The organism is Paenibacillus sp. EKM212P, assembly GCF_011066115.1.
GTDB lineage: Bacteria > Bacillota > Bacilli > Paenibacillales > Paenibacillaceae > Paenibacillus > Paenibacillus polymyxa_B.
On sequence record NZ_JAAMNR010000007.1, the window covers coordinates 28,226 to 42,557 of the forward strand.

16 protein-coding genes are annotated in these 14,332 nt (G+C 43.1%); 9 read left to right on the forward strand and 7 right to left on the reverse strand.

Annotated elements, in window-relative coordinates:
* Positions 1 to 37: 37 nt before the first annotated feature.
* Positions 38 to 211: a helix-turn-helix domain-containing protein gene (locus tag G9G54_RS19445; protein WP_231109398.1), complete on the reverse strand. Its 174-nt coding sequence runs from the start codon at positions 209 to 211 to the stop codon at positions 38 to 40.
* A gap of 88 nt (positions 212 to 299) precedes the next feature.
* Positions 300 to 1,805: an alpha/beta hydrolase family protein gene (locus G9G54_RS19450; RefSeq protein ID WP_165179269.1), complete on the reverse strand. Its 1,506-nt coding sequence runs from the start codon at positions 1,803 to 1,805 to the stop codon at positions 300 to 302.
* 113 nt (positions 1,806 to 1,918) lie between these two features.
* Here G9G54_RS19450 and G9G54_RS26065 point away from each other — a divergent pair, with 113 nt between their 5' ends.
* Positions 1,919 to 2,047 (forward strand): hypothetical protein, encoded by a 129-nt coding sequence (locus tag G9G54_RS26065; protein WP_274597351.1) that lies wholly within the window; start codon positions 1,919 to 1,921, stop codon positions 2,045 to 2,047.
* Between the two features lie 54 nt (positions 2,048 to 2,101).
* Here the strand turns inward: G9G54_RS26065 and G9G54_RS19455 are convergent, their stop codons facing one another.
* Entirely contained in the window at positions 2,102 to 2,875 is a 774-nt protein-coding gene (locus G9G54_RS19455) for an alpha/beta fold hydrolase (RefSeq protein WP_069290455.1), read from the reverse strand.
* Positions 2,876 to 3,060: 185 nt separating this feature from the next.
* Here G9G54_RS19455 and G9G54_RS19460 point away from each other — a divergent pair, with 185 nt between their 5' ends.
* The 4 genes from G9G54_RS19460 to arsC all read left to right on the forward strand — a co-directional run bounded on the left by G9G54_RS19460 (position 3,061) and on the right by arsC (position 6,909).
* Positions 3,061 to 4,653 carry an alkaline phosphatase family protein gene (locus G9G54_RS19460; RefSeq protein ID WP_165179270.1) on the forward strand — a complete coding sequence of 531 codons (1,593 nt, stop codon included), beginning with the start codon at positions 3,061 to 3,063 and terminating at the stop codon, positions 4,651 to 4,653.
* Positions 4,654 to 4,732: 79 nt separating this feature from the next.
* Positions 4,733 to 5,086: an ArsR/SmtB family transcription factor gene (locus tag G9G54_RS19465; RefSeq protein ID WP_165179271.1), complete on the forward strand. Its 354-nt coding sequence runs from the start codon at positions 4,733 to 4,735 to the stop codon at positions 5,084 to 5,086.
* An 88-nt stretch (positions 5,087 to 5,174) separates the two neighbouring features.
* The gene (locus G9G54_RS19470; RefSeq protein WP_274597352.1) at positions 5,175 to 6,464 is read left to right on the forward strand and encodes an arsenic transporter; all 1,290 of its coding nucleotides are present in this window, start codon (positions 5,175 to 5,177) and stop codon (positions 6,462 to 6,464) included.
* A 25-nt stretch (positions 6,465 to 6,489) separates the two neighbouring features.
* On the forward strand, positions 6,490 to 6,909 hold the full coding sequence (gene arsC, locus G9G54_RS19475) for an arsenate reductase (thioredoxin) (RefSeq protein ID WP_165179272.1): 420 nt from the start codon (positions 6,490 to 6,492) through the stop codon (positions 6,907 to 6,909).
* Positions 6,910 to 6,951: 42 nt separating this feature from the next.
* Here arsC and G9G54_RS19480 read toward each other — a convergent pair whose 3' ends face one another.
* Complete coding sequence (locus G9G54_RS19480; RefSeq protein ID WP_013373192.1) at positions 6,952 to 7,347, reverse strand: winged helix-turn-helix transcriptional regulator; 396 nt, start codon at positions 7,345 to 7,347, stop codon at positions 6,952 to 6,954.
* Between the two features lie 161 nt (positions 7,348 to 7,508).
* Between G9G54_RS19480 and G9G54_RS19485 the strand changes: the two genes are divergently transcribed.
* Positions 7,509 to 8,069: an NAD(P)H oxidoreductase gene (locus G9G54_RS19485; RefSeq protein WP_165179273.1), complete on the forward strand. Its 561-nt coding sequence runs from the start codon at positions 7,509 to 7,511 to the stop codon at positions 8,067 to 8,069.
* Positions 8,070 to 8,162: 93 nt separating this feature from the next.
* On the opposite strand, the gene G9G54_RS19490 is transcribed toward G9G54_RS19485, so the two are convergent.
* The 3 genes from G9G54_RS19490 to G9G54_RS19500 all read right to left on the reverse strand — a co-directional run bounded on the left by G9G54_RS19490 (position 8,163) and on the right by G9G54_RS19500 (position 11,388).
* Positions 8,163 to 9,413 (reverse strand): ABC transporter permease, encoded by a 1,251-nt coding sequence (locus G9G54_RS19490; RefSeq protein WP_165179274.1) that lies wholly within the window; start codon positions 9,411 to 9,413, stop codon positions 8,163 to 8,165.
* The gene (locus G9G54_RS19495) at positions 9,397 to 10,716 is read right to left on the reverse strand and encodes an HlyD family secretion protein (RefSeq protein WP_165179275.1); all 1,320 of its coding nucleotides are present in this window, start codon (positions 10,714 to 10,716) and stop codon (positions 9,397 to 9,399) included. Before G9G54_RS19495 ends, G9G54_RS19490 begins: the two co-directional genes overlap by 17 nt.
* A gap of 138 nt (positions 10,717 to 10,854) precedes the next feature.
* Complete coding sequence (locus G9G54_RS19500) at positions 10,855 to 11,388, reverse strand: MarR family winged helix-turn-helix transcriptional regulator (protein WP_165179276.1); 534 nt, start codon at positions 11,386 to 11,388, stop codon at positions 10,855 to 10,857.
* A gap of 335 nt (positions 11,389 to 11,723) precedes the next feature.
* Between G9G54_RS19500 and G9G54_RS19505 the strand changes: the two genes are divergently transcribed.
* The 3 genes from G9G54_RS19505 (at position 11,724) to G9G54_RS19515 (ending at position 14,211) form a co-directional block, all read left to right on the forward strand.
* Positions 11,724 to 12,290 (forward strand): helix-turn-helix domain-containing protein, encoded by a 567-nt coding sequence (locus tag G9G54_RS19505; RefSeq protein WP_023990398.1) that lies wholly within the window; start codon positions 11,724 to 11,726, stop codon positions 12,288 to 12,290.
* Between the two features lie 251 nt (positions 12,291 to 12,541).
* Complete coding sequence (locus G9G54_RS19510; protein ID WP_028541778.1) at positions 12,542 to 13,777, forward strand: CynX/NimT family MFS transporter; 1,236 nt, start codon at positions 12,542 to 12,544, stop codon at positions 13,775 to 13,777.
* A gap of 2 nt (positions 13,778 to 13,779) precedes the next feature.
* Entirely contained in the window at positions 13,780 to 14,211 is a 432-nt protein-coding gene (locus tag G9G54_RS19515; protein WP_023990396.1) for a universal stress protein, read from the forward strand.
* The last annotated feature ends 121 nt before the right edge of the window (positions 14,212 to 14,332 follow it).

The window sequence follows — 14,332 nt, forward strand, 5'->3', positions numbered from 1 at the left end:
TCTATTCGTTCCTGATGATTGGTAGACCGCCCCTTGCTCATAGCTTTCGCTTCCCCATTCCGTACAACTCATAGCGATGTCGCCATTTCACTAAGGTGGTAACGCTGATGTTATGTTTTTTTGCTACTTCCACACGGCTGCTCTGTCCTGCTTTTAACTCCTGTATGATGGCTAGTTTCTCAATCGCATTGTATTCGTTCTTCTTAGACAAAGGAAAACTCCCCTTCAAGTAGCGGTTTATTTATTAAACCTGCCTACTTGAAGGGGAGCATATCAAAATCGGTAGCCTGTTCCGTAATTTATAATAGCGAGGTTACGAACTTCACCTCCGGAAAGCGGCTATCCGGTCCTTTCATTAAGATTCCGCCTTGATTTTTCAGATACCTATCGAAGAAATCCAGCATATAGGCATTGATAACGGAGTTCGCTCTTTCGGGCGCAATCTTTCCTGTAATGCCCAGCATTTTGAAAATCGGAGAAATGAACTGTACGTCGGCAAAATTCAAGTGCTCCGTATTTTCGATATAGAGGACTTGTCCCCCTTCGTTGACCGCTTCGCGCATCCGTTCAAGCTCCAACTTTTTATCTTCCGTTACTTGATCCTCCCACTCTCTTGTTGAGCCCATACGGTTAAGCTCTGCATCCGTGTAGACCCGGTTATCCATCACCATTTTTAATTTTTCGAAATAGCTTTCCGAGTTGATGAACAAAAACGGCTTTCGCAGACCCTCTCTGTCACGCAGTCGATAAAGCCCTCCATCAAGGTCTATTCCAACCGCGATTCGGGGATCGTAAGAAGCGTCATAGGCCGTCGCTCCGCCGATGGAATGACCGAACACCCCGACATGACCGAGATCAATCCTCCCTTTTAGATGACTTGTAATCTGCCCCGATTGGATGAGCTCGAATTGGTCCAGCGCAAACGCCACATCGCCGGTTAAAACTTTTCCCAACTTGTCGCGATTTCCTCTACTCGTCTGGTAATCATGGGCGGGCGAGAATAAGTCGTTGGTTGTGCTGGTCGTGATTCGCCCGTCCGGAAACTCGGTTGCAAATGTATTGTAGGTGTGGTCGATCACTGCCACGATATATCCATGACTCGCAAGATTTTCGGCTTGCGACGTATGGAGGAACCTGGAAGAGCCATTGCCGGGATTCGCAAGGATCAGCGGGTATGAAGTCTGTGCCGAAGAGACTTCGGCCCCCGAATAAGCATGACTGGATACGTACTTCAGGTGTTGAAAAGTAAACCCGGGAAGGCCATAGTCCGCGGCCATATAACGTAAAATCTGGGTATCGGGAATAAAGGGAGCGTACTTGTCGGTGCCAGCTTGAGCCGGATACCATACCTGAACCATCAATTCCCTTTTGCCTGTCGCAGTTTTGCCAAATGTCTCCTCCCGGCTTGGATCGATGAAATGAAAGACTTGCGTGCCTACCTTCAACTCGCCGGTTGGCGCCGGAAAGTCGAATACGGGAAACACATAGAGGAAGCACGCCGTTGCGATTAGCCCAATCACGATAAAAAGGCGGCCCAGCACCCTACGGATTCGCGAGGCAGTCCGAACGACTTTCTGCGTTATGAAAACGTCTATAAGCGAAAGCATAAGCATCAGGATCGTAAATACGTATAAAAATAAAAGCTGAACCCTGTATCCTTCGACAAGCAAATGTATCACTAAAAAAATGGAGCCTGCTCCGCTTGTCAGGAGCAAAGCTGGTCTTCGGATACGTTGATTGATAATGAACAGGAGTGCCAACAAACAAGCACTTGAAAAGAATAGCAGCATTTCAAAAAACCTCACGCCAACTCCCCCTTAAAAATAATCCTATCAATGGATTAGTATAGAGGAGCAGCTAGGTTGATACCATTGATCTAGATGACAATTGCCTAACACTCTTGTAAGGTTGCGCAACGATGGCGCAGAAAACGGCATGTAATGTACTGATTCCTGCCTTTCGGCCGGGGTCCGGAAAGGAATACCCCATCCGCCGCATGTCATGGCCAACGGATGTTGAACAGGTGGGGGGGCTATTTGACGCTTAACGTAACAGGAGTGGGATGTAGCTATGTATGTGGAATTATCCTGTAGGATTTGCTTTAAAGGCTGAACCGATCTACGAACTGCTTGATCAGTTCATTCAATAATCCGGCGGCCTTCGTAGGAAGGCGATGATCAGCTTTCTTAAGGAAAACCAGCTCACTATTTGGTAATTGTTGATGCAATATTTTGGCATAGGGATGAAAGTGCTTATCTTTTTCACCATAAACGAGCAGGACAGGAAGATGGATTTCCCCGAGCCGTGAGGTGCAGTTGTACTTCAAGCTGTATCGATAATATTGTTCGACATTCCTGGGATTTCCCTGCTTCGCATCGTTGAATAACTTACGGAATAAAGATAGCTGTTTCGTTTGTGACCAAGCATTAGAAAGGGCAATCGTACCGATTGTGCCGATTTTGGAAAGAGCAATGCCCAAAGAAATTTTATTTCTTAGTCGCCATTCGTTTACTTCCGACATTCCACTGATAACAATGCCTCCCCATGCCCGATCTGGATAAGTCAAGAGGAATTCAAGTACTATCGAGCCCCCGGTAGAATATCCACACAGAAATACTTTATCAAGGCTCATCCGGTCCATCAAATGTTTAATATCCAGGGCGATGAGAGGGTAAGTAACCGTTTGCTCGGAAGGCTGACTTTTACCGTGTCCTCTGATATCAAAAGCTATAGTTCGAAAATGGGGCGAGAGTCCTTGAATTTGGTATGTGAAATTTAAGCTTGTGAGTACTGGAGGGTGAATGAATAGGATGGCCATTCCTTCACCGGAATCCATATAATGCATGGAGTATTCGTTTATGTTTGTCGTAGTCATGGTTATGCTCCCTCCCTGAATGGTTTGATCTTAAATTTGGCCTATTAGATCCAAAAAATTCATGGAGGTCTAACTTTAATTGCTTGTATGAGATACCTTTGTCCCGATGATCCAATGCAGGAATAATATTTTAAGTACAAGAAAAAAATAAGAAGATCAAGTTTTTCTAAGAAAGGGACACATACATGGGCATGAAAAATAAAGTTACCATTGCAGTAGTGCTAAGTTTATTGTTGTTGATCTTGGGCTGTAGAGCGGACTCCAGTCAACAACTAAAACAACAGAGTGTGAAACCACCTATTACAGTAAATCAAATGAGCAAAAAACCTGTCATTGTGATCTTGATTGATTCGTTAATGGATAAGCCTTTGCAAGACGCGATTCAAGCAGGCCGCGCACCGGCAATGCAATATCTCCTGAAACATGGGCAATATTTCCCGCAGGTAGTGAGTTCATTTCCCACGATGTCTGTGACAATCGACAGTACATTATTAACGGGAACGTATGCAGACCAACATCATGTGCCTGGACTTGTTTGGTACAGCGACCAAAAGAAACGCATGATTCTCTACGGCAATGGTGCCAAAGAAGCCTTGAAGATAGACCAACTGCAAGTATTCTTAGACGCAATTTACCAATTAAACCAAGTTCATTTGAACAAAAAAACGAAAACCATACATGAGGAATTGGATGACAAAGGTAAAGAATCCGCTTCCATCAATGCTGTTGTCTTCAGAGGGAAAACGAAACATGCCTTAAAGGTGCCTGACTTCATAGCGAATAGCAACAGGGTGCCAGAAAAAATGATAGTAACAGGACCTAAATGGTTATCTTATGCAGCTCTGGCACAATTGAATCCGAAAAATAGCTGGAATACTCCTTTGTGGAAAAAATTTGGGATGAACGACGAATTTTCCGCAAAAGATACCGCTTTTCTAATAAGTCAGAAGAAACTCCCAGACGTAACCATCACATACTTTCCAGAGAATGATAATTTGGCGCATAGAAAGGGCCCGACTCAACTGGAGGGAATCGAAAAAGCGGATCAAGCACTGCAAACTGTGTTGAATGCATATGGTTCGTGGGAACAGGCTGTAAACAATGCGACATGGATTGTCATGGGTGACAGTGCGCAAAGCGCTATTTATAATGATCGACAGGTAGCAACGGTTGATTTAAAGTCGCTTTTGAATCATTACCGCATTGCAAAATTAAATCAACCAGTAAGAAACGATGACCAAATCGTGATTTCTGCTAATGAACGGATGGCTTATATCTATGCCATAAACGATGATGTGGAGTTATCCAATGTGGTGAAGTTTTTACAAAATGAGGACAAGCTCGACATTATCGCTATGAAAGATGGTAAAAACAATATTCATGTTACAAAGGGGAAAAAGGGTAAGCTATTTTCTTATCATCCTGGTGGAAAATACACCGATGAATATGGACAATCGTGGACATTGTCGGGCGAAGAAGACCTTGTGGATATTACGATAAATAACAACCGGATCAAATATGGAAAATATCCAGACGTTTTGGCGAGGCTGCACGGGGCAATGTATTCACATGAAGGAAGATATATTGTCGTCACGGTACAACCCGGATATGAACTCGTCGGTGAAAGTTCTCCCACCCACATCGGAGGGGGAGCTCATGGTTCGTTGCATGAAAAAGATTCCCTTGTCCCATTAATTATTTCCAGAACGAATACACGCCCCAAAACACTGCGAATCGTTGATATAAAAGACTGGATTATGCAATTGGTGAACGAATAAGTATTATTGTTCTTGATATTAAAAACGTACTCCATTAGTATATAAGCATACAGTTATATAAATGAAAGGAGGTTACACATTGGAGCAACTTGGTTATGTAGCCGATCATTTAAAGCTACTGGGGGATAAAACCCGCTTGGCTATGCTTTCCCTGCTAAGAGAAAGAGAATGGTGTGTTTGCGAATTTGTAGATATCTTTGATATGTCGCAGCCAGCAATTAGCCAACATTTGAGAAAATTAAAGTCGCAAGGAATTGTAAAAGAAGAACGACGAAGTCAGTGGGTATACTATTCCTTAAATGTAGACGACAAGCCGCATATTCAAGCCGTTCTTAAGCGTATGCCAGACTCCAAGCAGATTTTAAAATGGCTGAATAAAGAGGAGCCGATAGCATCTTGTGCACCGGATTCATCGGCTTGCTGCTCATCCTAAAGGCTGTTCCGTTTATCTCCTTGGGGGATAGACGGTGTTTTTAACATAAGTATATGTTTATAAGGTGATGTAATGGAGGTTTAAAACATTGATTTTGTTGGCATGCATTATATTTTTAGCCACTTTAGTGTTGGTGATCTGGCAGCCTAAAAATTTGTCCATCGGATGGTCTGCCTGCGGCGGTGCCATACTCGCCTTGCTGGTGGGTGTCGTCGATTTGCATGATGTTTGGGAAGTTACTCATATTGTCTGGAATGCGACACTGGCTTTTGTAGCCATTATTCTGATTTCGTTGGTGCTTGATAAAATCGGCTTCTTCGAATGGGCGGCGCTTCACATGGCACGAGCTGCGCGAGGAAGCGGAACCCGGATGTTTGTTTATGTGACCCTTCTTGGCGCCGTTGTTGCTGCTTTTTTTGCGAATGACGGTGCGGCCTTAATACTGACACCGATTGTACTGGCGATGGTTCGGGCACTTAAATTGGATGAGAAAATGGTTTTTCCTTTTATCATAGCGAGCGGTTTTATTTCAGACACGACGTCGCTTCCGCTTGTGGTCAGCAACTTGGTTAATATTGTGTCAGCCGATTTCTTTGGGATCACCTTTATGGAATATGCGAGTCGCATGATTATACCTAATTTATTTTCTTTAGCAGCCAGTATAGGAGTACTGTATCTCTTTTTTCGTAAAAGGATTCCGAAAACGTTTGATGCGACACAATTAATCAGGCCTGCGGAAGCGATTAAAGATCCAAAGATGTTCCGTATGTCCTGGATCGTTCTCGCGGTTTTGTTCATTGGCTACTTTGCATGCGAATTTTTTAATATTCCCGTTTCGGTGGTGGCCGGTATTATTGCTATCTTTTTCTTATTGATGGCGCGTAGAAGCCCTGCAGTGCCGATGAAAGAAGTCATCAAGGGCGCTCCATGGGCTATCGTATTTTTCTCCATCGGAATGTATGTTGTGGTGTATGGTCTACGTAATGCCGGTTTGACGGATCTGCTGGCCCATGTGATTCAAGCGGCTGCCGATCAAGGTATGTTTGTGGCCACCATGGGCATGGGTTTTATTGCGGCGATTATCTCGTCGGTCATGAATAACATGCCTACGGTCATGATTAATGCGCTTGCCATTGATGCCACCCATACAACCGGTATGGTCAAAGAGGCGTTGATTTATGCTAACGTCATTGGTTCTGATCTGGGGCCGAAAATAACTCCGATCGGTTCATTAGCCACGTTGTTGTGGCTGCATGTGCTTCGTTCGAAAAACGTGAAAATTTCTTGGGGGACTTATTTTAAGACAGGCATTGTCTTAACCATTCCTACACTTTTTATGACCCTACTGGGCTTATATCTATGGTTAATCATTTCATAATTGAACATTGAAGGAGACATTAATGATGGAAAAGAAGACAATTTACTTTTTATGCACTGGTAATTCTTGTCGCAGTCAAATGGCAGAAGGCTGGGCCGAAAAATATTTGGGAGACCGTTGGAATGTATACAGTGCGGGCATTGAGGCACACGGCCTTAACCCTAAAGCGGTGCAAGCGATGAATGAAATAGGGATCGATATCTCCGGGCAAACTTCAGATATTATAGATCCTGCTTTGCTGAACAGCGCGGATTTGGTTGTGACCTTATGCGGAGATGCTGCAGATAAATGTCCTATCACACCTCCGCGCGTTCGTCGTGAACATTGGGGATTTGATGATCCGGCTAAAGCACAAGGAACAGAAGAAGAGAAATGGAGCGTGTTCCAGCGTGTACGGGATGAAGTCGGGGCTCGTATTCGGAAATTTGCGGAGACTGGTGAATAAACAAGGGTGCACAGCTATAGTATTTCAAACAAGCACGCCTCCTTAAAGAGGTGGTGCTTGTTTGGCGTTTTTTTCCTTCACAGAATACTCTTCCAGCACTTTTGTTTTATCTCCATAGATCCTATCCAAATGATCTTCTCCCCATAAGCAAAAACGATCAAGCAGATCTTTAAAATCCCATCCATATTCACTAAGCTCGTACTCCACTTTGGGTGGAACCTGGTTATAAATGATGCGGTGGATGATTCCATCCTTTTCAAGCTCTCTAAGCTGTTGGGTAAGCACTTTTTGGGTGATTTTCGGAATGAGTTGACGAAGTTCGTATGTACGTTTTCTGCCGCTGGTTAAATGATGCAGGATGATGCCCTTCCACTTTCCACTGATGACCTCCAAAGTTGCCTCGATCCCGAGCATATAGGTTTTGGCTTTGTCTTCCATAGACTTTCCCCCTCTCCGATCTGTAGTACAAAAGGCACTAAGGAACCTTAAAGTACCTACAGTACATTGAAGTGCGTACTTCACACTCTAATGTATAACATCCATAATAGCATCTGTAGACAGGGTTCAACAATTATGAGGAGAAAGAAGGTTACGGATACATGAAAGTTCTATTGGTCGTCACGCATCCTAGAGAAGATTCACTTACCCTTGCGGTCATGAATCGTTTTGTAGAGGGATTGAAAGAGAATAAGCACGAGGTAGATATTTTGGACTTGGATCGGGATGGATACAATCCGGTGTACAGCGCTGCAGATGAGCTGGATTGGAATACGACCCATAAACAATATGCTCCTGAAACGCGGAAAGAGATGGATAGAATTGCAGCTGCGGATGCTCTGGTCTTTGTGTTTCCACTATGGTGGTACAGTGTTCCCTCCATGCTAAAAGGGTACCTGGATAAAGTCTGGAACAAAGGTTTACTTCAGGAATTTACGACGAAGCAGGTTTTGTGGATGTGCTTGGCGGGAGGGACGAAAGAACATCTGATCAAGTATGAATATCATGATTTGGTTACTAATTATTTGAATAAAGCCATTGCTGGTTACGCAAGAGTAAGAGAGTCCAAGGTGGAGTTCTTCTATGATACTTTGTCCGAGTCGAAAGAATACATTGCAGGTTTACTGGAGCACGCTTATCAATTAGGTCGGGCATATAAGTGAATTTTATTCTGATAACAATGGGAAGTTAATATTATTGAAAAAGGGTTAAGGCTCGTTAGACGGCACTTAACCCTTTTTTTTGCAGACAAGACTCTATCCTTTTATAGGCTCGTGCATAGGTGCTGATGGTGCCCCTTGCATAGATAACCCGCCGCTAGTTGTGCTTGCTGGAACAACGGGATGTGGTGAGCCCTTTTCAGAAGCAGAACCCGCAGTCTGCTTGGCCAGCTTCTGTTTCTCCCATAGGGCTCTGGCGATCACCAGCATGGAGAGCACACCCACATATAGTAACAGAGAACCGAGTTCGGGAAGCATCTCTTGCAAAGGTGCACCACGCAGACCCATGGTGCGCAGGAATTTGTACATCCATACAAAGGGGAAGAAATCACCGATTTGAATCGCTAAAGGTGGAAACAGTGATCTGGAAAGAACAGCCCCCGATAGAACAAAAGCAGGCATGAGTATCATCACCATTCTGCCAATGGCTATTCCCGGATGTGCAGCGCCCCATGCAACCAGGACATTGATACAAACGGTACCGAATACATACAGGACAACTGGAATTATAAAGAGAATTGGATTGGCCTCGAAACGGCCTCCTCCAAACACTTTAAGCATCCCGAGAGAGAAGATCAAGCCAGCCGTCGAGAACAGCGTATAAGGAAGCATACGCAGCAGGATGTTGAATGGATTTTGCAGCTCAGCAGCCAGCCTCTTGGAAACCCGGAGTCTGGCGACCAGAGGTAAGCTATTTATATTCAGTATCATAAAAGAGAACATACAAGTGAATGCAAGTATCGTCGTATTCTGATAGTCATTAGTTGGATTAAACAGGGAACGCACTTCCAAGGCGATACCATTGAGGGCCCCTTGAGCCTGTTCTGCGTTCATCCCGGTTTTCAACATAGCTGGAACAGACAATTCCATATTCTCGGAAACGCTAATTTCCTGCATAGCTGTACGAATCGAAGTAATAGATTGAACATTGGTATTATCGAGAATGAGACCCACGCGGCTGGAAAGGGAGCGATTGTGATTATCCTCTAAACCATGCGGCAATGAAATAACAGCCAAATATTGTTCATGATAAAAATACTGTTCAGGGTTGTCCGTATACGAAACAATCTCAGCTACGTTCATATACGGGGAAGCATCTATTTTCTGAATGAACTCACGGCTGTAAGCTGTGTTATCTTGATCCACTACTACCACGTTAGCGTCGTTAATTTGGCTGCTTGGGAGCAACAGTGAATACCCCAGTACGGCAATCAATGGGAAGATAATAGCTATGATCGGATACCTGGAGTGAACCAGATACGACCATTCATCACGAAGAGATTTCATTTGTATTCACCTCAACTGTCATGCCTGGTAGCAAAGCGGTTTCTCTTGTTACATATACACGTACCTGGAATGTAGCAGTATCTGCTTCTCCTTTTTCACGGGACATCTTCACATTAGCGAATTGTGGTGCAGCAGTTACGTAGCGTACCGTACCTTTCAGGTCCTTATTGAGACCAGAGATATGAGTTTTAATTTCTTGGTTGGCCTTGAATTTCCCCGCTTGTTCTTCATTCACATAGAGATCGTAATATAAATCATTGGTTTCTAGGGTAATCACAGGAGCCCCTTGCGCCACATTTTCGCCGACTTTGGTACTAATCGAAGTAACCTTGCCATCCTGTGGTGCTTTTAACACCAGGCGTTCTTTTTTGAGCAGCAACGTTTTAAGCTGAACTTCCTGTGTGTCTTTTTGTTGCTTTATGAGGTCAATAGCCAGCTTCTGATCTGCCAACTGTTGACGACTCTGCTGAATGGTTTCCAGCTGGGTCTTGGAACGATCGACGGACAATTGGGCACCGCGAATTTCTTCCTCGGCTTGTTTTACCGAAACGGCTGCTTGTGTCGTCTGTTCACTGGCCTGCATACGTTCTTCGGAAGTGGCACCATGAAGTAGTTTTTGAAGAGACTCTTTTTGCTGGCTCAACTGATTTGTCGCTAAAGTCAAAGAGGATTCGGCATCATCCAACGCTGCTTTGGATGCACTTCCTGCATCATAGAGTGCTTTATTACGCTTATAGTTGGTCTGCGCCGTCTGAACGTTTTTGGTGGCTGAGGCTACGGCAATTCGTTGCTGCTGAACATCTTCATCCCGAGCCCCGTTATTGACCTGTTGTTCCGCAGCAGTGGCTTGACGCTCAGCCGCTTGTGCCCGCTGCAATGCCGCCTGACTTTTACGCTCAGTCACTTGAGCTTGCGCGATATCTAGCTGTGCCTGTTTTTCCTGAGTTGCTGCTCGTGTATACCCTAAATCGATGGATTGTTGTTGTTGGCTGATTTGCGTATTGAACTGGGCGATTTGTGTCCGCAGCTGCTCAATTTGCAGATCCACATCTGTGGAATCCAAAGTCATAAGGACAGTTCCTTTTTTGACCTTCGTTTCTTCTGTTACCGGGATGTTCAGGATTTTGCCTCCTACTTGTTCAAACGATACATGAATGCTATCCGCATTTAGTGTTGTGCCTTTAACGGATCGAGAAGCATTGACTTGATCTTGTCCGTTGGTCTGGAGTAGGAACCCCCCGCCGATAAGACAGGCGATAGAAATGAGAGGGATGATGAGGCTGGTGACTTGTGTGCGATTCATGAGTAATACGCTCCTTAAATTCATAAAATGAGTTAAACAGAGACTCGAATAAATAAATATCCTGGTATGTACATTTTATTTATTCTTTTATTTAATAATTTAAAAGTTAGTCGGCTAACTAAGACGTAAAATTAAAACTTATTCTGGTTTTGCTGCTTTATATATCTCTTTTGCTTGAGGGATGCCGCTTTCTATTTTTTGCAGTAACGTCAGGAGCAGCTCTTTTTCATCGGTGGACAGGTGGCTCATCAGTGTGGAAGTGCTTGTAAAATGTATAGGCAGCAGTCTTTCCATCATTTCTGTTCCTTGATCGGTCAGTTTAACAATGCTCATGCGGCGGTCGGAAGGATGAACAGATCGAATAATAAGCCCATCGCGTTCCAGGCGGTCAACGAGACCGGTAACGGTTGGCTTGCTAACCCCTACTTTTTCCGCAAGCTCTGTAGCCAGCAACCCTGTATGGATGTTGCGATACAGAAGAATTAATATTGAAAATTTACCATGAGATATACCGAATTTCTCAAAGCCCTCAAAGCTGACTTTAAAAACACTGGAAGATACTCGCATAAAAAATAACATAGCTTCCGTCGCTCTTACATCAATCTCGGGGATACGCTTAGAAAATTCTTGTAGCGCCTCACGAGTGGGCAAGTCCCGTAAATCAAAATCCATAAGGCTCTCCTTTCTTCTTACAGTATGTTCCAATCGACAAATTAGTTAGCCGACTAATCTTAATCTATTCAAAAATGAATTTCAAGCTAAATTTTGTTAATCGTCATGTGGATTTTTCACTATATGGAGGTTGTTGTCAAAAGAAAATAAAGTATTAGACTGAAAAATAAAGTGTTAGACTGACGATGCTTCATTAAGCTAACTGGCAGATTAGTTACATAGACGTCAGAATTTTGCATAGGAGTGTAGTCCACCATCCCATACTAATTGTATGGAAAAGAGTCTAGATAAACAGTATACTAGCTATAATTGTTTTTTGTTGAGGTGCATATCAAATGGATGAAATCGATGAATCAAAACAAATTGTATTACAAATTGGCGGTGTCTTGAAAAAGTACAGAAAAGAAAAAAACATGAGCTTAGACGACTTAGCGGAATTAACGGGTGTAAGCAAACTTACTCTGGGGAATATCGAACGTGGCGATACAAATCCAACTTTGGCGATTATATGGAAAATTTCAAAAGGCATATCTTTACCGCTATTAGCTTTGTTGAAATCAGAAGACCCTGTTAGTTTGTATCGAGCAGGCGAAGGACTGCGGTTTTCTAATGATCAAAAAAATTGGATCATTGAACCGGTCTTTAAAAACGCAAGCAACGATATTGAAATGTGTCGGGCTTACTTACAGCCGAATAGCTCGTATCACCCTGAAGGTCATCATGTGAATACAACTGAAATTGCGACAGTAATGACTGGTTCCATTGAAATTCAAGTCAATGGAGAGATTTACACATTGAATCAATATGATACGATCAGTTTTCGTGCAGATTGTCCTCACTCTTATACCAATCGTACGAATAGCGAAACAGTGCTCCATATATCCTTAAAGTATGGTTTCTAAAAGTCGAAAATTCCACTTATTAAATACAACTCCGAATTCCATGACGGGAATTCAGAGTTGTATTTTTGTTTTTAGATGAGTTAATGTGTGTTATAAAATACTTATTGTTAAAAATGATATATCATAAAATACTTATTGTTAAAAATAATATATTATACTATACTATTATTGTTCGCGCGGATGTTATTTCATAGTTTTTCAATCAGCAGGAAACAAATTTTACGTATGAATTTAGTAAGGAGAAATGTAGAATGTCGAACAAACAAAATATAAAAGCCGTACCATCCTCTATAGGACTGATAATTCTCGGCATTATTATTATTGCAGCTAATTTACGTGCTCCCTTAACCTCAGTCGGTCCTTTAGTGAGTCTCATAAGGGATGACGTTCGTATTTCAAATACAGTAGCAGGCCTGATAACAACGCTACCTTTGCTTGCCTTTGCTTTATTATCACCTCTAGTACCCAAATTTGGACGAAGGTATGGGATTGAACGTATCATTTTGATTGCCCTAATCGTTCTGACTGTTGGCATTGTAATACGTTCTTTATCTGGCGCAGCTAATCTATATATTGGGACAGCAATTCTTGGATTCGCAATTGCCGTATGTAATGTATTATTGCCAAGTTTAATCAAAAGGGATATCCCAAATAAAATTGGCTCCATGACAGGTGTTTACTCAATTTCAATGAGTTTATTTGGAGCAATCGCATCGGGAATCAGTGTACCGCTAGCCGTGAACGCAGGTCTAAAATGGCAGGGAGCATTGGGAATATGGGGGATTCTAAGCTTTGTATCGATTCTCTGTTGGTTACCCCAATTAAGAAATCAAACGAAGCAAACAACCACGACGAGTCAACAGATGGCCAGCAACGATGTGAATGTTTGGCGATCCCCTCTTGCCTGGCAAGTAACCTTGTTTATGGGTATACAGTCCATGGTTTTCTATGTGTTGATCGCATGGTTGCCTGAAATTTTAAAGCAGCAAGGAATTGGCTCAAACCAATCAGGATGGTACCTCTCGATAATGCAGTTAGCTCTGCTTCCATTTACCTTTATTGTCCCCGTTATTGCTGGGCGCATGTCTAGCCAACGTTTGTTAGTGGTCATCACAATCATTTTGCTTTTAACGGGAACGCTCGGACTTCTATACGGAAGCTCCAATATCATTCTGTTGTGGATTATAATACTCGGAATTGGTGGAGGTTGCGCCTTTAGTTTGTCCATGATGTTTTTCGGTTTACGTACTGAAAATGCGCATCAAGCAGCGGAACTGTCTGGCATGGCGCAATCGATCGGATATCTTCTTGCCGCAATCGGTCCTGCCCTTATAGGATTTCTGCATGATGCGACAAATAGTTGGAATCTGCCACTTTTCATTCTGCTTGGCGCTTCGGTCTTACTCTTTTTAGTCGGTATAGGAGCAGCAAGAAACCGTTTTGTAGGTAGCCGAAATAGTTACGAGCTGCCACGGAAAGGACGATAAATATGTTTGACAAAATTATTGTGGCAATTGATAAAGCTGAAATAACGAACAAACTCCTCGATGCAACCGTTGAAATAGCTCGAAACAAACAAACTCAAGTTACCTTGGTTAATGTCAGCCAGGAATATGTATCGAATGGCATGACATATTTACCAGGGCATTTCTTGGAAGAAATATTGAACGAAATGGAGAAAGCGAGTTTGGAACAGTTGCAACAAGCCAAATCCAAATTAGAATCTGCGGGGATTAACCCGGAAACACTTCATCTTAAGGGAGATCCTGCACATGAAATATTAAATTATGCAAGAGATTCCAAGCAGCAACTCATTATTATTGGAAGCCGTGGGCTAAGTGGCATAAAAGAAATGATGCTTGGAAGTGTCAGCCACAAGGTTTCACAGCTATCAAGTTGCCCAGTCCTCATTGTGCATTAACTCCTTCGGGAACCGTAAAGATGATGCATTGTTATACTAACGGAGAACTTTAGTTCAATAAAACAGCGACAGTCTAGGACTTTATTTTCTCGTCCACGGCTGCCGCTGTTTTTATAGCTGG